Source organism: Fischerella sp. (genome assembly GCF_013388695.1).
Lineage (GTDB): Bacteria > Cyanobacteriota > Cyanobacteriia > Cyanobacteriales > Nostocaceae > PCC9605.
In genome coordinates this window covers 18,216-35,482 of sequence record NZ_JACAEU010000159.1, presented here as the reverse complement: position 1 = coordinate 35,482, position 17,267 = coordinate 18,216, and the positions used below count along the sequence as shown (strand labels likewise).

22 protein-coding genes and 1 tRNA gene are annotated in these 17,267 nt (G+C 44.4%); 10 read left to right on the top strand and 13 right to left on the bottom strand.

From position 1 onward, the window contains the following. Positions 1-55: 55 nt before the first annotated feature. The 3 genes from HXY43_RS22115 (at position 56) to HXY43_RS22105 (ending at position 1,414) form a co-directional block, all read left to right on the top strand. A tRNA-Cys gene (locus tag HXY43_RS22115) sits at positions 56-127 on the top strand. Between the two features lie 162 nt (positions 128-289). Then, positions 290-862, top strand: a complete 573-nt coding sequence (locus HXY43_RS22110; protein WP_290887847.1) for a hypothetical protein — start codon at positions 290-292, stop codon at positions 860-862. 111 nt (positions 863-973) lie between these two features. Then, positions 974-1,414, top strand: a complete 441-nt coding sequence (locus HXY43_RS22105; RefSeq protein ID WP_290887844.1) for a hypothetical protein — start codon at positions 974-976, stop codon at positions 1,412-1,414. Here the strand turns inward: HXY43_RS22105 and HXY43_RS22100 are convergent. Then, on the bottom strand, positions 1,404-1,634 hold the full coding sequence (locus HXY43_RS22100) for a hypothetical protein (RefSeq protein ID WP_290887842.1): 231 nt from the start codon (positions 1,632-1,634) through the stop codon (positions 1,404-1,406). The genes HXY43_RS22105 and HXY43_RS22100 overlap by 11 nt on opposite strands. A gap of 179 nt (positions 1,635-1,813) precedes the next feature. On the opposite strand from HXY43_RS22100, the gene HXY43_RS22095 reads away from it, so the two are divergent. The 5 genes from HXY43_RS22095 (at position 1,814) to HXY43_RS22075 (ending at position 6,731) form a co-directional block, all read left to right on the top strand. Next, positions 1,814-2,710, top strand: coding sequence for a hypothetical protein (locus HXY43_RS22095; RefSeq protein WP_290887839.1), 897 nt, complete (start codon positions 1,814-1,816; stop codon positions 2,708-2,710). An 8-nt stretch (positions 2,711-2,718) separates the two neighbouring features. Beyond that, a complete protein-coding gene (locus HXY43_RS22090; protein WP_290887836.1) occupies positions 2,719-3,555 on the top strand; it encodes a hypothetical protein in 837 nt (278 codons plus the stop codon). 231 nt (positions 3,556-3,786) lie between these two features. Continuing rightward, on the top strand, positions 3,787-4,554 hold the full coding sequence (locus HXY43_RS22085) for a DNA cytosine methyltransferase (protein ID WP_290887833.1): 768 nt from the start codon (positions 3,787-3,789) through the stop codon (positions 4,552-4,554). Further along, positions 4,547-5,203 carry a hypothetical protein gene (locus HXY43_RS22080; protein WP_290887831.1) on the top strand — a complete coding sequence of 219 codons (657 nt, stop codon included), beginning with the start codon at positions 4,547-4,549 and terminating at the stop codon, positions 5,201-5,203. The genes HXY43_RS22085 and HXY43_RS22080 overlap by 8 nt, the downstream gene beginning before the upstream one ends. A gap of 40 nt (positions 5,204-5,243) precedes the next feature. Next, the gene (locus tag HXY43_RS22075; protein WP_290887828.1) at positions 5,244-6,731 is read left to right on the top strand and encodes a hypothetical protein; all 1,488 of its coding nucleotides are present in this window, start codon (positions 5,244-5,246) and stop codon (positions 6,729-6,731) included. Here the strand turns inward: HXY43_RS22075 and HXY43_RS22070 are convergent. The 5 genes from HXY43_RS22070 to HXY43_RS22050 all read right to left on the bottom strand — a co-directional run bounded on the left by HXY43_RS22070 (position 6,728) and on the right by HXY43_RS22050 (position 10,701). Further along, positions 6,728-7,024 carry a hypothetical protein gene (locus HXY43_RS22070; RefSeq protein ID WP_290887826.1) on the bottom strand — a complete coding sequence of 99 codons (297 nt, stop codon included), beginning with the start codon at positions 7,022-7,024 and terminating at the stop codon, positions 6,728-6,730. The two genes, HXY43_RS22075 and HXY43_RS22070, sit on opposite strands and share 4 nt — an antisense overlap. Before the next feature lie 2 nt (positions 7,025-7,026). Then, the gene (locus HXY43_RS22065) at positions 7,027-8,253 is read right to left on the bottom strand and encodes a hypothetical protein (RefSeq protein ID WP_290887823.1); all 1,227 of its coding nucleotides are present in this window, start codon (positions 8,251-8,253) and stop codon (positions 7,027-7,029) included. Positions 8,254-8,414: 161 nt separating this feature from the next. Next, entirely contained in the window at positions 8,415-9,266 is an 852-nt protein-coding gene (locus HXY43_RS22060; protein ID WP_290887820.1) for an ERF family protein, read from the bottom strand. Positions 9,267-9,399: 133 nt separating this feature from the next. Then, positions 9,400-9,558: a hypothetical protein gene (locus HXY43_RS22055; RefSeq protein WP_290887817.1), complete on the bottom strand. Its 159-nt coding sequence runs from the start codon at positions 9,556-9,558 to the stop codon at positions 9,400-9,402. 93 nt (positions 9,559-9,651) lie between these two features. Further along, positions 9,652-10,701: an ASCH domain-containing protein gene (locus HXY43_RS22050; RefSeq protein WP_290887814.1), complete on the bottom strand. Its 1,050-nt coding sequence runs from the start codon at positions 10,699-10,701 to the stop codon at positions 9,652-9,654. On the opposite strand from HXY43_RS22050, the gene HXY43_RS22045 reads away from it, so the two are divergent. Beyond that, positions 10,692-10,820 carry a hypothetical protein gene (locus HXY43_RS22045; protein ID WP_290887811.1) on the top strand — a complete coding sequence of 43 codons (129 nt, stop codon included), beginning with the start codon at positions 10,692-10,694 and terminating at the stop codon, positions 10,818-10,820. The genes HXY43_RS22050 and HXY43_RS22045 overlap by 10 nt on opposite strands. Positions 10,821-11,468: 648 nt before the next feature. Here the strand turns inward: HXY43_RS22045 and HXY43_RS22040 are convergent. The 6 genes from HXY43_RS22040 to HXY43_RS22015 form a co-directional block, all read right to left on the bottom strand. Then, a complete protein-coding gene (locus HXY43_RS22040; protein WP_290887808.1) occupies positions 11,469-11,843 on the bottom strand; it encodes a hypothetical protein in 375 nt (124 codons plus the stop codon). A gap of 213 nt (positions 11,844-12,056) precedes the next feature. After that, the gene (locus HXY43_RS22035) at positions 12,057-12,428 is read right to left on the bottom strand and encodes a hypothetical protein (RefSeq protein WP_290887804.1); all 372 of its coding nucleotides are present in this window, start codon (positions 12,426-12,428) and stop codon (positions 12,057-12,059) included. Positions 12,429-12,477: 49 nt separating this feature from the next. Continuing rightward, positions 12,478-12,825: a hypothetical protein gene (locus HXY43_RS22030; protein WP_290887799.1), complete on the bottom strand. Its 348-nt coding sequence runs from the start codon at positions 12,823-12,825 to the stop codon at positions 12,478-12,480. A gap of 37 nt (positions 12,826-12,862) precedes the next feature. Next, the gene (locus tag HXY43_RS22025) at positions 12,863-14,173 is read right to left on the bottom strand and encodes a hypothetical protein (protein ID WP_290887797.1); all 1,311 of its coding nucleotides are present in this window, start codon (positions 14,171-14,173) and stop codon (positions 12,863-12,865) included. A 14-nt stretch (positions 14,174-14,187) separates the two neighbouring features. Beyond that, positions 14,188-15,012: a hypothetical protein gene (locus HXY43_RS22020; RefSeq protein ID WP_290887794.1), complete on the bottom strand. Its 825-nt coding sequence runs from the start codon at positions 15,010-15,012 to the stop codon at positions 14,188-14,190. Positions 15,013-15,039: 27 nt separating this feature from the next. Beyond that, the gene (locus HXY43_RS22015; protein ID WP_290887791.1) at positions 15,040-15,261 is read right to left on the bottom strand and encodes a helix-turn-helix transcriptional regulator; all 222 of its coding nucleotides are present in this window, start codon (positions 15,259-15,261) and stop codon (positions 15,040-15,042) included. 185 nt (positions 15,262-15,446) lie between these two features. On the opposite strand from HXY43_RS22015, the gene HXY43_RS22010 reads away from it, so the two are divergent. After that, complete coding sequence (locus HXY43_RS22010) at positions 15,447-15,743, top strand: hypothetical protein (RefSeq protein WP_290887788.1); 297 nt, start codon at positions 15,447-15,449, stop codon at positions 15,741-15,743. A 37-nt stretch (positions 15,744-15,780) separates the two neighbouring features. Here HXY43_RS22010 and HXY43_RS22005 read toward each other — a convergent pair whose 3' ends face one another. Next, positions 15,781-17,244: a terminase family protein gene (locus HXY43_RS22005; protein WP_290887786.1), complete on the bottom strand. Its 1,464-nt coding sequence runs from the start codon at positions 17,242-17,244 to the stop codon at positions 15,781-15,783. Positions 17,245-17,267 lie beyond the last annotated feature (23 nt).

Genomic DNA, 17,267 nt, shown 5'->3' with positions numbered 1-17,267 from the left:
GTTTTAGGAGTGCAATTCTATATAAAACTTTGGTAAGATAGAATCTCGCAAGTCTGGCGGCATAGCCAAGTGGTAAGGCAGAGGTCTGCAAAACCTCCATTCCCCGGTTCAAATCCGGGTGCCGCCTTTGAGAAATAACAAGCCTCAGAGCTATTACAGGAATGGGTTTTACTCATTCCTTAATTATTTTCTGGGGTAAATCAACCTCCAACTAACTGCTTTTTGCTTTGCCATTCTTTGCCATTTTTAGCCGTATCATGTCAAAAGTTGTCACAATTTTTGCTACAAAATGGACATTGATCGGAAGATACAGCAGGCGAATGAGCAACTTAAGAAGAAAGGGACAAGGGTAGTAATTTATAGGCGTGGTAATAAGTTGTGGCTTAGGGGAACGCTGCCACCCAAACCGCACATTAACAAAAACGAGGATTATTCACAATATGCATCGCTAGGAAGAAACGCGATCGCCTCAGACAAAGGCATACTGTACGCTGTTACCAAAGCTCACTTACTTACTGCTCAACTGCTAGCAGGCACTTTTAACTGGGACGAGTGGATTGATTTAGATAAAGTTGCTCCCACTAGAATTGAGGCGCGGCGGGTGGGGGATTGGTGTAACGAGTATGAGAAAGACTATTGGCAAAAAGTAAAGCGCACACCGGAGCGCGAGGTTAACTGGAACAAGGATCACGGTTTGGTATTTTCTAAACTGCCACAGGATGAGCAGTTAACTATTGAAGTGTTACTGGAATACATTCAAACCACAGAACCCGATAGCCGCTCAAGAAAACGGGCTTGTGATTACTGCTACAAATTGGCTGAATTTGCTGGACTAGAAGGGAGAGAGCAAATTCGCTCATGAACAGGTAATTACTCTTCAGCGTCCGCTGACCCGCGATCGCTTCCCAGCGATCAAGAGATTTTTAATTTCTGCAACAGTATTAAAGACCCTAGCTGGCGCTGGGTTGTGAGAATGCTTGCTACCTACGGACTCAGAAATTATGAACCATTCCGACTGGATTTACAAGATTTTCCCACAATTAGAGTGCTAAAAGGAAAAACTGGTAGACGGTTTGTGGTTCCCCTTTATCCTGAATGGGCTTCGGACTGGGAATTGCACAAAGTTTTTTTACCAAATATCAGTTTAGATCATCCCAATTCAAAAATCGGGACTAAGGTTTCAGGCTGGTTTTACGATAATAAAATTCCGTTCTCAGCGTACAATCTTAGACATAGTTATGCTCGTCGCTGTTTTGAATTCGATATTGCACCTGACAGAGCAGCTAAATTTATGGGGCATTCGCTTTCTGTGCATCTAAACGTATACAGAGCGTGGTTTGATGAATCAGTTTATTTGGCTGATTATCAAAGGGCGATCGCGAAACTTGATAGACCAAAACCACCTAGCTATTAATATCAATCAGGTTTTGCTTAATTAATGGTAAGTAGACTTTGATGATGCCATTTACACCACCTGTGCGGAAGTAATGCTTGCCTTGGATGTATTCACCATTGGCAATTCTTCGTCTTAAGGTTCTAGGGCTGTACCCCCTCCCTAGCTTGGCGTGTACCTCGTCTAGGGTAAATAAATCAGACTCATTGATGTCACCAGCTTTTAACTTGGACTTTGGCATATTTGCATCATCCGTAGGTAAAGCGCGGATGTTTTTATTTTTTAATCAGAGATCAAAATCTGAGTGATGGGGCTTTCAGACTTATTTGCTGGATAAACTCTCACAGGGATGATTTTGAAATCACTTTTTGTGAGCTTCAGAAAGCATTGGGATATGGGCGGGACAAGTTAAGGGCTATTGTGCAAAACGGCATTGAAGCCGGCTATATCATCAGACAACGTTTTAATAATGCCGCAACTGGACTTTTTGATTGGATATATGCAGCTTTTACAAACAAGGAAGAAGCAAAAGAATTCGCTCAAAGCATTATAAATCAACATTTTTTACCATCGACTGAAAACCCGTCTATGGATGGGGAACCATGCCCTGAAAATCCGGCGATGGTTGAACCATCGCCGGATAACCCGTCTATGGACACATATATAGATAAAGAAAACAAAAAAGAAGAAAAACAAAGTAGAGAAGATCCCCCTACCCCCACAGCCGATTTTCTGCTTGACGAAATTCAACAACAGCCCACTCCACAATTACTCGCTTCGTTGTCAAAAGAGCCAGAATCTCTGCACCAAAACGAAGATCCCTCATCTGTCCCAGTTGTGCCAAATTTGTTCGGCAAACCCGAATTATCGAACATCGTCTTATTTCCAGACGTGGCAGATCATTCATCGCGCGATGCTGCCAAGCGACAGAAATATCAACAACTTGATGCTGATGGTATCAAGCTCAAACAGCCAGAACTACGTGACTGGGCGGCTTTAGAAATTGGTCAATACGTCAAGACTTACCGTAAAAGCGGCTTTATCCTCACTGGCGGTAACGATGTCTCATGCGAGTTTGCTATTTATGTCGCCAAACAAAACTGCAAGAAGGGACAAGAACCAACCATCACACTCGGTTTCAACGCGATCAACAAGTGCGAAAACAATCCCCGTTGCTGGCAGAAGTTGGCAATTTGGGTGACGGAATGGCAACAGCAGCGTCAAACCGGACAGTCAGTGAATGTCGCTGCTGCCGTCAATCACCAACAGGAAATCCAACGCATTCGACAAGCTGCTAATACCAAATTTGAACTTTAGGAGGAATTGTGATTAGCCAATCGAAATTTGAAAACGGAATCACACTACTGCAAGCACACTTCAATCGCAAGTTATGCCCAAGCGCGATCGCCATTTGGCTAGAATATCTCAACGAGCATCTTGATGATGAGACATTTACGCTTGCGGTCAAAGAAGCAATTCTCTCGCTTGATTTCTTCCCCAGCGCTAAGAGACTCGTAGAATTCGCTACCACCAGCAATGAAGTTCAAGCGATCGCTGACTGGCAAGTCATTCTCGCTGCTGCCAGGACTTCTAATGAACAATGGCAACAAAAAATTCTCCAGCCTCTGTGTGAACGCGCTCATATTGCACTTGCGGCTATTGGCGGACTACAAGCAGTAGCGCTGGCTGAAGATTGGCAGTTGAACAAAAAAGAAAAGCAATTCCACACCGTTTACAACCAATCTCCTGCGGGTGTTAAATTTTTACCTCCTCCTCGTATACAGCCTTCAATTGTTGAGGTAATTGAGCCTGATAAACCGACTGCAAACATTAACCTGGAGACGAAATCACCATCTATCCGCCGGGTACTCGAAAATCTCAATCTGCGATCGCTGGGCTATGACATTCCAATTGAGCAAGTTTACGCCAATACCTTTGCTCGTTACGGTTGGGAGATTGATGAAAACCGCTTGAACTATTTTCTAGCGATGGACGCAGAAAGTAAACAGCAGATTTTAGCTAAATTCCAATTTGCAATGAAACATAAAAGCGAATGGCGCTCTGCTGTATCAATCTTTGACGAGATCAGTGGCTATCAGGCTCCACGTCCTGAGATTGATGCGAAGGCGATAGCTCGTGAGTGGTTAGAAGAGAGTGCTTGAAGATGGCAACCACAAAAACTAACCAATTCGCCACCTTAAGCGACAAACAGCTAAACATGGCCTGGAGCATTGCCCAATACGACGTACAAGCCGCTTATAGATATTGCACAATTATCGCTGCCAAAAACTTGATGAAATGTCCATTTTGTGGACAAGACTTTTCAAGGATTTATCAGCAACGACATGGGAGTTTAGCTTTGGCTTGCTTTAGATGCAGTCCGAGGAGGAAGTATGCAAGCCATTAGCTTATTTACTGGCATCGGTGGATTTGAAATTGCTAAGACCCCGTCCTTAAGGACGGGGATTATCCAGATGGTAGAAATTGACCCCGATGCACAGCAAGTCTTGCGATCGCACTTTCCCTACACCCCCATTCATCCAGATATCCGCACCTACAGCCCCGATGTCAACTGGAACTACACAACTGGACTTATTTTTGGTGGATTCCCTTGCAGCGGCACAAGCGCCGCCGGAGATAGAACAGGACTTGAACATCCCGAATCAAGTTTGTGGTGGGAGATGCACCGAATCATTACCACAGTTAAACCCCGTTTTATTCTCATCGAAAATCCAGAAGGTTTGCGACATCGAGGACTTACCGAAGTTATCTACTCCCTTGCCCAAGTCGGGTATGTGGGTGAATGGCAGTGTATTTCAGCAGCCCACCTTGGAGCGCCCCATCAAAGAGAAAGGTTGTTTATCATTGCCTACCCCGAATGCCTCTACGCCCAAAAACAGCCGCCCCTCTGGTCAGACCAAATGCGAGCAGTGGTTCAAAAACAACGGGCTATTAGCTCCTTCCCAGTGTTTGAGCAGCGAGATGATGGCGTTGCTTATGGGTTTCCCACCGGATTGGACAGCGTGCCTCTCTCAGTCTCCCAAGGTACACCAGGGAGAATCCGCAGCCGCTACCTGTACGGACGCTCAGTCGTGCCAGCCTGTGCAGCTGTTGCCTTTCACAGAATCAAGTTCCTTGAGCAGTGGTGGCGAGATGCGTAAAAAGTACGAGTACGTAAGTTTTGCTTGTGGGAATGTGATTGTTAAGCTTGTAAATGGTGAATTTAATTTCAGACGCGAACAATTGAAATGGATTTCCACAAAAGAACAAGCGCCGCAGTTTCATAATTTCCAAGAAGGCGATCGCGACGACGAAGGTCAATATGAGAAAGCAGCTAGTCATCCTGATAAAGAACTTATAGAGTTTGTAGTAGCGCGAGATAGAGGGCGTGAATTTATAGAGAGAATCAGGTCTAAAGCTGGTATGAATAACGTTACTTGGCCTATTATCAGCAAGGTGTGTCTAGGCAGTCTTCATGCTTTTGAAGAAATTAATCTAGCGGCTACAACGAAGTATCAAAAAGAGTTGGTTGAGAAGCTGCCTACTCTTATGGCCGATTACATCCTTGAAACAGGAGATATTACAGATATGCAGTGGCTTGACGAGACCTTCAAATCCAAAGTGGAGGCATTGTTAGAAGCAAAAAAGCAGCATCCGTACCATTCTAATGATTGGGTACGGAATCTGGAGACTGGTGAAATATGGCAAGTACGCAGTTTTGATGGTGAATGGTTATCGGTGAAGCAACAGAACAAGATTGCTTCGCTGCATAAATCGGAAGTTGAGTTAATTAAACGGGAAGCGGCTTGATGCGATTTGCTCAGAGTCTTTTGTACGGAGGAATGATTCTATGCCTACCCTAGAAGCCCTCAAACGCCGTCACCCTGAACACCAGCGCTACTGCGAATATTGGGAATTACTCACCGCCGTAGTTGAGGGCGGTGACTCGATGACGGACGACATGAAACGCAAGCTGCTACCCAACCCCGATGGTAGACCCGAAGCAGTGATGAAAGAAAGGGTGAGACTTGCTACCTACTGTAGTAAGATTACTCCTATTTTGTCCCGCTTCAACTCGGAACTTTTTAAAAACCCAGCTACACCGACTGGGAGTAATGACCCATTTTGGAGTGAGCAATTTTTCACAGGTGGCGCGCTACTAGATGGTGATGACGATGGTAGGGCCAGCTTTAACAGTTTTTTAATGCAAGCGATGATGACGGCGTTGACGACCGGAAAGGCGATCGCCCAAATTGACACCAAAAGAGCCAATGGTGCGGTAAATAAGGCGCAGCAACGAGAAGCAGGCGAACTCAACCCCTACGTCATCTTGCATCCCCGGTCAGCATTGTGGGATTGGGATTCGGGGAGGGATGGGTTTAATTTCGTCAAGCTGCATCAGTTTCGAATAGTGCGATCGCGTTGGGATTCACCACCCATCCCCGAACACGTTTTCACCATTTTCTACCGTGAAAATGGTGCAATTCTCACATCTAAATACGTGGTTCGCAAAATAGAACGCGATTCTAAACCGCTACTTCCAGAACCTTTCATTTCGCACTGTGCTGAACGTGATATATCCATAGAAGCAATTATGGAGAACGCGCCTATATTTAACGTGGGAGGTAGGTTTGAGTTTCCGGTGGTGACTCTCACTTTACCCAAAGCACTTTGGATGGCGGCACAGTTGTTTGATTGCCAAAAATCTTATTTCAACCAAACAGCGGCGCTCGAATATGCGCTCTACAGTAATAACTTTGCTATGCCAGTTATCACCGGGGTTGACGATGATGAAGACCCATTGCAGGGGCGGTTGATGGGTGACGGGTATTATCTGACCCTCAAGTCCGGACAGGGAATAACCACCTTTGAGCGCAGTGGTGCAAGTATTCAAACAGCAATCGGCTACCGCGCTGAAGTAAAACGAGATATTTACGATGTGCTGCAACAGATAGCGATGAGCGCGGCTGATGGTGCTTCAATTATTGCTCGCAGTGGTGAAAGTAAGGCGGAAGACAGGCGACCTGAAGAAATTTTACTGGAACGCTATGGACAGGTGGTGAAAGAGTTTATTGTGCAGGTATTAAAACCTGCTGCGATCGCACGAGGTGAAATCGTAGATTGGCAAGTAACTGGATATGATGAATTTCTTGGTTTTTCGATTACTGACTTACTAACTGATATGCAGGGCATCGCCGCCGTTAATATCCCCTCACCTACATTTAAAAAGGAAATTCAAAAGCACTTTGTAAAACGGGCAGCAAGAGCGTACGACCTTGAGCAGCACGCGGTACAAAAAGCACTTGAAGAAATTGATTCAGATACTAAAATTCCTTAGACATCCCTTGCCGTGGTTAAAACATTCTGTTTAACCCAGGTATAAACTAAGCTGCGTACTTGATTATAAGCTAGAGTCATTGTGCTTTGTTGGTCTTCCAAAGGTATAGGGATCTCATAGCGTAATCGCTTGATGGGCAATTTCCCCAGTGTCTTTGCCTCAATAGAAGCCCAGATATCTAAGGACACCTCCGCATGAGCGCCACCCTTCCAAACAAATTCTCGCAAAGCAATGTAAGCGCCTTCAAGTTGAAGACCAATTTCATCAATAGAAATATCTGTTTTTAAAGCCATATTCAAGAAAAAGTACAACGACTAAAAACAACACTGAATGTGCCTTGAGCATTGTTGCCATTTGTGTAATTTACACGAGCGTATGCTCCATAAACTTTTTGCTCAAAAAGCGTGATTCCCGCAGTGCAACTAATAGAATTTCCTATTTGTTTGAAACCACTAGTTGTGTGGCTTTGCTCTAAAACTAAAGTTCCAGGTTGATCAGTTTCAACCCAGCCCCTGATAGTTGAGTAACTGCTTAAAGCTTGAGTACTAGAAGTGTAATTGGCATTCGCACCCAAGGGTGTGGATGTTAGCTGAATGGTTGAATTGTTGGCATTATTTGTGGCAGCGACGCTACCAGAAGAAACAGTGACACTAGGGGTGTTATTGACTGCGACAGGAACAGATTGATTTTGTCCGCCGCCACCGCCTCGACCAGCCGTAATTTCGGCTGTAATTTCTTCAATATCTTGAACTACAATTGCATCTAGCTTTAAGTTTGTGTTAGATGCGGGTGCTGTACCTAAATTTTTGGCGCGAATGCGGATGAAATAATCTAAATTCGGGTCAGGAATTTGTCTGGTCAAAACAGCACTTGATAAGCCTCTGCCATTGCTTGAATTAGCATTTCTACTGTATAAATTCACTTCATCGGAATTAATTTCAAGCTCTGCAATTCCATAAGAAGAAGTGCTAAAACTTGTAGAAGAAATTGAGCCAGTGGAGTTATTATCGTTCGCACAGTTGAGTTTTGCTGTACCCGCCGAAGTGGCATCTAGTAAAATAGAGGCGCGATGATTGCCACTAGAATCTGCAATTTCTAAATAAAATTCTTGGTTGACTATTCGCTGTGAAAGAGTGAATATAAATAGTACTCTAAAGGGAATTTTAAAACTTAAAGTGCTGGTAATAATCGTTTCTGCATTCGCCGTTGTTCCAGCAGCAATTGTCAATTCAGAGGCACTTACTGTGATGGATTGTCCTGCACCAGTTTGATTGATTGTCCAATTACTTGAAAGGCTGGTTCCGTTGAACTCTTCCCGCCATTTCTTGAGCATACTTTTGATTGGAGCAGCTGTGCCGACACTGGGCAGGCGATCGCGTATAGCCTCAAGTCTATTAATCTCGATTAATTGGTTGGCAGCCGAAGCATCACCAGAACCTCCACCACCAGTACCACCAGAAACTGGAAGTGGATTAGTCGAGGTAAATTCTTTTCTAAGAGCTTTTGCTACGTCTTGGCTCATAACTTTGTATGTTAAGTACCGTTATTTTGTCCATAAAAGCCCCTCAGTATTGACTGAGGGGCTGACATCATGTGTGCTTTTAGAATGGCACATTATCTACATCTGGTTCGTCGTCATTAGCTTTTTTCAAAAGTTTGTTGTTATAAAAGCCTGTTTTACTCTTACTCCGCAACACTCACTAAGAAGATTTTGCAAGGGAGTGACGCTCTAACCATTCCATCACAGATGGCAAAATATCGGCTGGCAAAGGATATCGCACCCTGAATAGAAGTGTGTGCTAAGGTGCGATCGCCTATCACTCCATTCACCACAGCAAAATCAGCACACATATCACAGATGAGTTTCTCCAAAGCATCTGGTGGCATCATGCCTGTGCGATCGTAACCATAGTGGCGACACTGAGCCACTATCCAGCTTGCATCGTGATTAGTAACTGTCCTCACTTTTTGCACAATATTTTTGTGAGCGGGATATAAATCTTGCTGTTGATTATTAGCTGATATATTGCCAGCAGTTAGTTCTAGCAGTGAAGGCTCACCTTTCACAATAGGACTTGGCTTTCCTGATATTCCAGCTTCACGGCGTACTTCGGTAGCTAGCTTGCGAACTGCTTGCTGTCTTTCTTCATCACTTTGAGGGTCTACAGTCACAATATCTAGCAAGCAGTTGATATTGTATCTGCGTCCATAAGAGATTTTTATGCCAAGCTCCTTTGGTTCGCCATCAGGTGAGAAAGGCAGAGGAAAGAACGATTCGATTGACTCCCCACTTTCGTGCCTGAGTGAGGTAATCAAGCCGAATTTATCACCCACGAAGCCAAGCTGAGAGATTGTAGCTAATCCGTGCTTGGACAAAATAGGCACAACCGCCTCGGCAATTTCTTCTAGTTCTGTGTAGGTAAAGCTGATTTCTCTACCGCTTTTGGTGGGGATCTTCACTTTTCGATTCTCTAAGATTTTTGGAAACTCAGCCTTGGCTTTGGCGATCGCTTCATTTAATTTTGGTGTTTGCATCTTTCGTCCCTTCACTTTACGCCTACTCATCAGAACCTATGTGTCCGTTTTATCGTGTGCCACTGCCTATAGGTTGTCCATCCGGGCCACCGCAGTTGGGTGGTTTAAATCCCCGTCCTTAAGGACGGGGTCTCTAATAGCAACTAGGATCGGTTGAAGCTTTGGTTGTTGGGGATAAGCAACCTTCACGGCGGTTGCCACAATCTTCTCTGGAGACGGTAGCAGCTGTAGCTACAGACAGGGCAACAGTCAGCGTCAAACAAGCATTGACAATAACTACAAACAATTTCATAATCTATTACCTCGTTTCGAGTAGAGGTAGCGATCGCTTGCTTTAGTCGAGTCGGGCGATCGCAAAGCGGCTCCCGTAAGGGAGCATCGCTTGTTACGCTGCTACAGTCTGATACAAATCCTTGCGAGTTAGTTGTGCTAGCTTCAAGCCACACTCGCGCCAATCTTTGTACTCTGTGCCATCACCATTAATCCAAAATTGTCTCCAATTGTTCCAGCGATCCTCTGTTTCAGTAAGCCAGATGTACCCAATGAGTTGACCATTGATTCGGAAGGTATATTGCTGTCCTTTGTTATCAATAAGGTTGCAATCCTCGATTGTGCAGGGTTCGGTTTCTTCTACCGCTGGTAAAGTCCCCTGTTTGTAGTGCCAAATGATGTAATTTTCTGCCCTAGTTTGGGTATTGGTGCGGTGTATTTCTGTACCACCTACAGCTACTACATAGCGCTGTGTCAGATGTTCGCAGTCGTAGCTAATTGTGGCAATGGATAGCCCATCTACAGTAGCTTCCCAATTGTCATCGAGTGAGGTGAATTGAATATTAGGTAGTGGTGCAATCTTTTGGGCTTGCTGCTCAATATACTGATTTAGTTCAGCTTGGGCAAAGACTCGGTAGCCCTGCTTTTCTTCTGTGCTGTGCTGGGCTTCATATTCCAGGTGGTAGCCTCGAATTGCAAGGGGTGCAATTTCCTCAATCTCGCCTGAGCGCTGCTGAATTTCTGTGCTATTTGCTTCTATAGAAATATCATCTATTAATGCCCAGGCTTGAGCAAAAGCCGCTTGCTTCTGGGGTTGTGTCGCTCCCCAGAATATTGCTTGGCATCCTTTGACCCCTTCAATGGGTTGGTCGAAAAGGATGGGTGACTCTAGGTGGTAGGCGTAGCAGCCATATTCAGCATCCCAGGTGCAATTTGTAATCTGGGCTGCTCCAATTATTGCGCCGCGCTTGATTGTGTCCTTAGAAATGCCGTAATCAGCAAAGCAATGGTCAGAGTCTTTTGATTGGGAGGCATGAATTAAAATCCAGCCGCGTCTATCGGTTGGCTGGCTGCGGTATTCCGCCTTTTTGATGCCCATGCAAATAGCGTAGGCATGGGGCGCATGGATTGATATGGCCTTGAGAGATTCGGGATATGATTGCATATAAGACTCTTGCGAAAGGGTTTATCAAAGAGCGATTGTTTTGCTTGCGAGGCGGCGATCGCTCTTTTGATTTCTATCTCGTATTATTAGCGGCAATAGTAAAAGTCAATAGCCGCTAAAAAATAATTTTACTGCTGCCAACTATTACAGAAGCTAGTAATTACACAGATTACGCACCTAAATATGTAGTTGTAGTTAAGCTCTTGTGAAAAGAGTTAGCAAAGCTAGCCGGATGCACACACTAAATACAGCGTGTTTTTGGTGAATTATGTTTAAACCTATTAAACTTGCTTTTATTGCTTTAGTGGCTTTGCTGCCTACTCAAGCTTTGGCGTTAGAGCCTTTCATTATTCCACAGCCAACTGAGGCACATTAAATCCCCGTCCTTAAGGACGGGGTCTCTAAAGGACGGGGTCTCTAAAGGACGGGGTCTCTAAATACGAAGTGGGGTTAGAGCGATTTTTCTCATTACCTGGAATATCAGACAAAGCTGGTACTTATTACAGAACTAGTGACCAAAAACGCAGAAGAGACGGGTGGGTATTCTGTAGTATGCTAACTGCTTATTCTGTAGGGGAACATCTACGCTTAACACTAGGATCTTATGAAATAATTTACCGAGATAATCCTAAAAAACATCAGGAAGAGTCCGCTTACACACTAGGCGTGGCGACAGCAGCTATTGATTCTATATGCACTGAACATAGAGCAGAACTTATAGATTTTGTTGAGCAGTCAAATAAGTAAAAGTAAAGTGAGCAGGTAGGTTATGACAACCTACCTGCTAGTGCGACATACGCTTTACTCATGAATAAATCCATCACATCGCAACCCAAGGCATAACAAAGAGTTGTTAAAACATCTAAAGAAACTTCTATTGTCTCGGAATAACCCTTGCTTTTGCGTCTTTTCATTTCGTACTTTGGGGTTTCTAGCTGTTGAATATACTGCCAAGTGATTTTTAGGTATTTATCAGGATATTGTTCGTTTAATTCCTTGGTTTTATCAGCTAATGCTTGCCTAGAAATTTTACCCCTTAAGTTTTTTAGCTTGTCCGCAAGCTCTTCATCCCACTTAATTGCGGCGATGTACTTAATATCTATCATATACGCTTCATTTTTACTATCGGCACTAGTTGACATTGTGAACATCTAATTATATCTTTGTCAATAAGCAATGTTAAAGCATTTACTGTTCGGAACGGTACAGTTGAAATGCTTCGCGTTTGCCTGCCCATATTTTGCTGACTGTAAAAATTCACCAAGCCCTAGAACCTATACAGTTGTTAAGAAAGACGGAGAGAAACATGTTATTGCCAATCAAGGTCAGACATAATAAGCCTCATAGCCTGATGTTTATCCTAATTTAAACTTATTACTCTCACTCCCATTCTTCTGAAACAAAATCCCAGTATACGGATACAACCTAGCTCGAATTGCAGCTAGGTTTTTGTGCGGTCGCAGCTGATATCCATCTTTATCGATGTTGCTGGGGTCGAGTGAAATACACTCGAATTCTTCTAAGATTACCCCAACCCTTTCAACTTGCGATTGTGATTCATTAATCGCCGCGATCGCATCCAGTAGTGCTTGTCTTACTGATGTATTGCTACCAAATAAATCAGGTTGCAAGCGAGAAGTACCCTCACCACCAATCACAACAGTAGTAGAGCGCACAGTTATTTCATAGACTTCAAAAAGTAGATTTACTTGGTGGTCGGTGAGCATACATAATTCGTAATTCGTAATTAACAACCCAATTACGAATTAAAAGTATCTATTCAAAATTAATTTGGGTTGATAGTGTTACCCAGTCAATATCAGGAATTTTAGCTATCAAGTCTTCAACTGTTGCGTAGGGCCGCCCATCCTTAAGTTCTTTCGCCTGGGGTGTGGATAGTCCAAAGCGTTCTGATAATTCTTTCAGGGATGCGGAGTTGATTTTGACTCTACCGGGTGCTTCCTCTTCCTTGTTCTCTGGTATTTGTTCACCTGTGGGCTTTGGAGTCGGAGGAGGGGGCGTGTATGGTGGCGTGGTGCGATATCCCAATGCCAGAAAATCATTTTCTCTTCCATCGGGTACTTGCACAGGCATACCATGCTGGGGTTCGTACATTATTGGCATACTTTTAATTCTCACGTTCTTAATTCGTAATTCGTAATTAAAGACTCAGAATTAAGCCACATTTGCGAAAGTCGGTAATTTTGGAACCCGTCAGCATATAGGCAGCGTTTTTCTCTGACACCGTGCCTAAATCGTACTGTCCTGTGAATACCTGGATGCTCAAGTTGGTATTAGGGTCTGTGATACTTGCTGCAACTGCACCACTACCCCTTCTTGGTTCAGCAATGCGGCGTGTAGCCATTGCTAATCCTTCCATGTGATTGACGGTGTTTACGCTGGGGATGGTGGGGATGCTGAAAAGGTCTGTTCCTGGGGTAATTCTGGCTGCTGTTAATTTAGTGCCATCGGGAGCATAGGGGACTAAGGTAATCACGTTGCCAGTAATCCGCAAAATCACACCAAAGGCGGTAGCCTTTGTGGCAGTCCCAATTCTGGCAATTTGCCCTACAGCCACACCTTGTAGTGCTGTACCCACAGTTAGAGTAAAGTCCACCGCACCCACTGAGGTTACAGTTCCTTGGTCGGCGTAACGAAAAACCGTGTTAGCGGCTACAGAAGCAATGGGCAGAGTTGCTTGAGTGCCGGCGGCTGTGTCCAGGTCAGCAATACCTGCCTGATTACCTACAGCATTGGAGCCGCCAACCATAAAACCGTAGCGCTCAACAAAGTCACCCAATTGCAGTCCGCGCTGAATTAGCTGACCACTACCGATACTTGCGGCTGCAAAACCAGTGACTACAACAGAATCACCAAGGAACGCTCCTTTGGCAGTGGAAGAAATTATGCAATACCGATTAGAGGAAGGTACATTTTCCATATCAAGGAAAACGGTCGCACCACGCAAGCCTTCGTTGTCGAAGTTGGTTAATTGCCCATTGCTATCTACACACGCACTGATGGCGATTGGGGGATGGTCGCCCAAGTCTACGTTGCCAGTTGCGGCAATGTTCCACGTCCGAAACTGGCTGTACATGTAGCTATCGTTGGGAGTAACGATAGCATCGGCAATCTGTTCTGCTGTCTCGGCTATGTAACGCTCCATTGTTTGCGTTGAATCGTAACCATAGGTCAAAAACCCGTCTGTCCACAACCTTTCAAGCCTCACGTTCCCTGCAAAGAATTGAGCTTCAGTGAAGGTATAAGGTGCAACACGGGGGTTAAGGTCTATGGCCGTACGACGCTTTGGGCGACGAATTTTCACTTCATCCCCACGCTCAAATGCTCCAGGCTCAAAATCCCGCACAGCGACACGGGGATACATGGCGGCGAGATTCAATTGAGTTAAGGCGCGTTGAGCGATCGCGGTTTCTAGTAGTGCGGTGTTGGGTGAAAATGGCGGGGTTGGCATATTCTAAGTATTTTTTAGCTAGGTTTCCCATACTGCTTTTCAAGTTCGGAAATCAAAGCTTTTTGGGCTTCTTGGTTATTGCCGTAACTGTTGTAGATATCTTGGGCGGTCATCCCCTCAAAATTGTATTGTGAATGTGAAGGCGTGGCGCGAGTTCCAGGGCCGCCATCTGTACCTGTGCCGCCACGAGGTACGGCAAAGTGGGCAAAGTCAGTTTCTAGCATCTTGGGCAAGATGTCTTTGAATTCTGATTTAATTACATCACCGAATTTATCGACATCTTTGACAAACAAGCGATCGCCTTCTTCTACCAGTAATCCGCGTTTTTCGAGTAGCGTCAGCAAATCTTCTTCGGTGTTGGGACGCACTGTACCCAGTCCACGCATCGTATTTAATACTTCGTTACGCATTTTGGCTTGACGTTCAGCTTCACGCAGTGCTTTGGTTTCTTTATCGCGCTCGTCAAGCTGTTGCTGTACTGCTGTTAATTTACCTTCATACTCTTGTTTAACTTCACTAAGAATAGATGCGCGAAGGGCTTCAATGTCTACTGGTTCTATTTTATCTTTGGGTTTAGTTTTATCTTTAGGGTCTGTTTCTTGAGCTTTTTTCAGTTGCTCTAAATAGTCTAAGGATGGCTTGATATTGTTAAATCGCTCATCTAATTGCCGAGGGATTGAAGTAGTTAAAGTTGTTACGGATTCTGATAGTTTTTTGTTATCGTGTTGAATTTTTTCAAACTGCTCAGAGAATGGTTTGATCGCTTCGTTTATAGCTGTGGGCAAAGATTCTTTGATGGCTTCTTGAATGGCTTTGAGAGTTTCGGAGTCTAGGGGCATAATCGCGTTACTGAAATGTCATATCGATTATTCCCCCTCAACTTCTTCGTACAAATCCCAAGGCAAACAATTCAAAGCCTTACAAATTTTAGCAACACGGACTATTTGCTTTACCCCTGTTCGCTCATGTTCCCAATTGGCAACAGTAGTTTCTGTTGTTCCCGCTAAATCAGCTAATTCTTTTTGTGTTAAACCAGCAGATTCTCTCAATTGTGTAATTTTAAGTTTTATCCGCTTCTTTTTTACCATAAGATATCTTAGCTAAAAATTCATAAGTACATCATAAACCATAAGATATCTTAGGGTAAAATAATAATGAGGATGAAAGAAAACGAAAACGAACAGGAGGATAATGAAGAGGAGGATAATAAAAACTAAGTAAAATAGTAATCAGCCCCAGGTCGCATCTGGGGCTGATTTCAACTAAATGACTTATGACCATCATACATCCTGCTCACTGGCAAATTTACATTCGCAAGCCTGATGGCTGGTGTTACAAAACTGGGCCTGTTCTTTACAATCCCAATAACGAGACTATTGACCCTGACAACTTGTGTTCTCTCTACGATCTCACTCATAAAGATGTGATTGTTGAGCTATTTCGGCGCTATCACGGGAAACTGGGGTATTACTTGGCAAATCTGCGTGACAGACAATATTATTACTGTGGCTTAGAGTTTGAAGATGTGAGAACAAAATTCCTGGAATTGGGTATTGGTAGAGTTGATTAGAGACCCCGTCCTTAAGGACGGGGATTTTTAATCCATCTTAGGCTGCTAACCCTCCGGGTTTACGTTTACCAGTTTTTTTGTCGCGTGTTTCCTTTTTAAACGGATAAATACTGTGTATCAAATAACCCGCTGCGTCTGACAAGTGAGAGAGTAGCGGGTTATCTGATTTGTTGATACTCTCTTCATTCCACGTAACTTGTTCAAAATCCTTCACCAGATTTTGGCAATTAGCAAAATGCACGAAGCAACGAGATTGACGAAATAGCTGATTAACTGAGTGAACGCGGTTAACCACGTAGGGATTGCTGTCAGCGAATTTCCGTACCAGATACCCCCTACCGCGTTGTTTGGCTAATGGTTCTAAGCCTTGAAAAACGATATCCCAACTACTTAGCTTGCTAGCAGCTGTGCGAGCGCGTCCTGTGGCATCACCAAATATCTGAATTTCTGGTGGGATACCGTTGCTTTCTACCCAATCCACAATTTGCTCGGTCAGTTCCCAAATGTCACTATCCATCAAAAACCACTCTTGACAAAAGTGGATTTCGTTACCTCGGCGTTGGGCTGCTAGAGCAACTATAGGAGTGTGGTTAAAGTCAAATGTCAGCAGTAGAGGTAAATTGTGGTCGTATTCTAAAAGCTGCGCGTCCTCTTCATTCAAACAATGCTTTGCCCTTGAAAAGTATTTGTAAATCAATCCCTGTGCGCTGTTGACGAACTGTCCCATAATTTCTTGCTGGTACAGTTCATCTGAGTAGTTCGCTTCCAAAGACGCTACATAATCTTCACCCAAGTGCTTTTTGTTTTCCAGTGATGGCATGGAAACCATTTGGTAAATTCGCTTGAGGTCATCACTGCGAGTTGGATCGCCAAATTTATCCCAGAGGTAGTTATAGCCGGCTGGTGAAGTGGTAAGTATCCCCTGTCCCTTTAATGTGCCAGGGCCGCGTCCTAAGCGTCCGTCAATTGTGAGAAACGCTTTCTCGGCAGCATAAGCAAATTCATCTCCCCAAAACCAGCGTATTTGCAAACCCCGTCCTGCTTGGGTGTTTCCGGTGAACGCCGTCGCGGACAAGACGTACACAAACGCTCGGTCAGGCCCAATATAACATCGCTGACAGTTGGCGATCGCTAGCGCCTGGTCTTCAGGAGACTCGCGCCACGGTTCTAGGGGGATATTGAAGGTGCGGCAGACTTCCACTAGTGCTAGCAGCGTAGCACGGGCTAATTGTCCGTAACTATTGGCTGAAATCATCCCCCGTGCATCTGGTGCAAGTAAAGCACGGCTGCACGCCCAAATAGCCCCGGCGTAACTCTTGCCCCCTCCTATTCCACCCAAAAGCCCACTCCATCTGTGTTTTAGCGGTTCGGTTGATGTCCAATTGGTTAGCTCCAAAAACCGCGCCTGTCCACCAGGATTAGGCTCAAAGTCTTCAAACAGCGTGATTTTACTCTCGCCCTGTGCTTCCACAGCCAACGCCTGCTGTGTTGCTATCTCCAAAATATATGGATAAATACTTTTAA

Excerpts from the sequence above, each read along its gene's own strand:
- HXY43_RS22060 (WP_290887820.1), bottom strand. The coding sequence starts at position 9,266 with ATGCAAACACCAAAATTAAATGAAGCGATCGCCAAAGCCAAGGCTGAG.
- HXY43_RS22010 (WP_290887788.1), top strand. The coding sequence starts at position 15,447 with ATGACCATCATACATCCTGCTCACTGGCAAATTTACATTCGCAAGCCT.
- HXY43_RS22075 (WP_290887828.1), top strand. The coding sequence starts at position 5,244 with ATGCCTACCCTAGAAGCCCTCAAACGCCGTCACCCTGAACACCAGCGC.
- HXY43_RS22105 (WP_290887844.1), top strand. The coding sequence starts at position 974 with ATGCTTGCTACCTACGGACTCAGAAATTATGAACCATTCCGACTGGAT.
- HXY43_RS22065 (WP_290887823.1), bottom strand. The coding sequence starts at position 8,253 with ATGAGCCAAGACGTAGCAAAAGCTCTTAGAAAAGAATTTACCTCGACT.
- HXY43_RS22035 (WP_290887804.1), bottom strand. The coding sequence starts at position 12,428 with ATGCTCACCGACCACCAAGTAAATCTACTTTTTGAAGTCTATGAAATA.
- HXY43_RS22050 (WP_290887814.1), bottom strand. The coding sequence starts at position 10,701 with ATGCAATCATATCCCGAATCTCTCAAGGCCATATCAATCCATGCGCCC.
- HXY43_RS22055 (WP_290887817.1), bottom strand. The coding sequence starts at position 9,558 with ATGAAATTGTTTGTAGTTATTGTCAATGCTTGTTTGACGCTGACTGTT.
- HXY43_RS22080 (WP_290887831.1), top strand. The coding sequence starts at position 4,547 with ATGCGTAAAAAGTACGAGTACGTAAGTTTTGCTTGTGGGAATGTGATT.
- HXY43_RS22025 (WP_290887797.1), bottom strand. The coding sequence starts at position 14,173 with ATGCCAACCCCGCCATTTTCACCCAACACCGCACTACTAGAAACCGCG.
- HXY43_RS22045 (WP_290887811.1), top strand. The coding sequence starts at position 10,692 with ATGATTGCATATAAGACTCTTGCGAAAGGGTTTATCAAAGAGCGATTG.
- HXY43_RS22020 (WP_290887794.1), bottom strand. The coding sequence starts at position 15,012 with ATGCCCCTAGACTCCGAAACTCTCAAAGCCATTCAAGAAGCCATCAAA.
- HXY43_RS22085 (WP_290887833.1), top strand. The coding sequence starts at position 3,787 with ATGCAAGCCATTAGCTTATTTACTGGCATCGGTGGATTTGAAATTGCT.
- HXY43_RS22100 (WP_290887842.1), bottom strand. The coding sequence starts at position 1,634 with ATGCCAAAGTCCAAGTTAAAAGCTGGTGACATCAATGAGTCTGATTTA.
- HXY43_RS22030 (WP_290887799.1), bottom strand. The coding sequence starts at position 12,825 with ATGCCAATAATGTACGAACCCCAGCATGGTATGCCTGTGCAAGTACCC.
- HXY43_RS22110 (WP_290887847.1), top strand. The coding sequence starts at position 290 with ATGGACATTGATCGGAAGATACAGCAGGCGAATGAGCAACTTAAGAAG.
- HXY43_RS22070 (WP_290887826.1), bottom strand. The coding sequence starts at position 7,024 with ATGGCTTTAAAAACAGATATTTCTATTGATGAAATTGGTCTTCAACTT.
- HXY43_RS22040 (WP_290887808.1), bottom strand. The coding sequence starts at position 11,843 with ATGTCAACTAGTGCCGATAGTAAAAATGAAGCGTATATGATAGATATT.
- HXY43_RS22015 (WP_290887791.1), bottom strand. The coding sequence starts at position 15,261 with ATGGTAAAAAAGAAGCGGATAAAACTTAAAATTACACAATTGAGAGAA.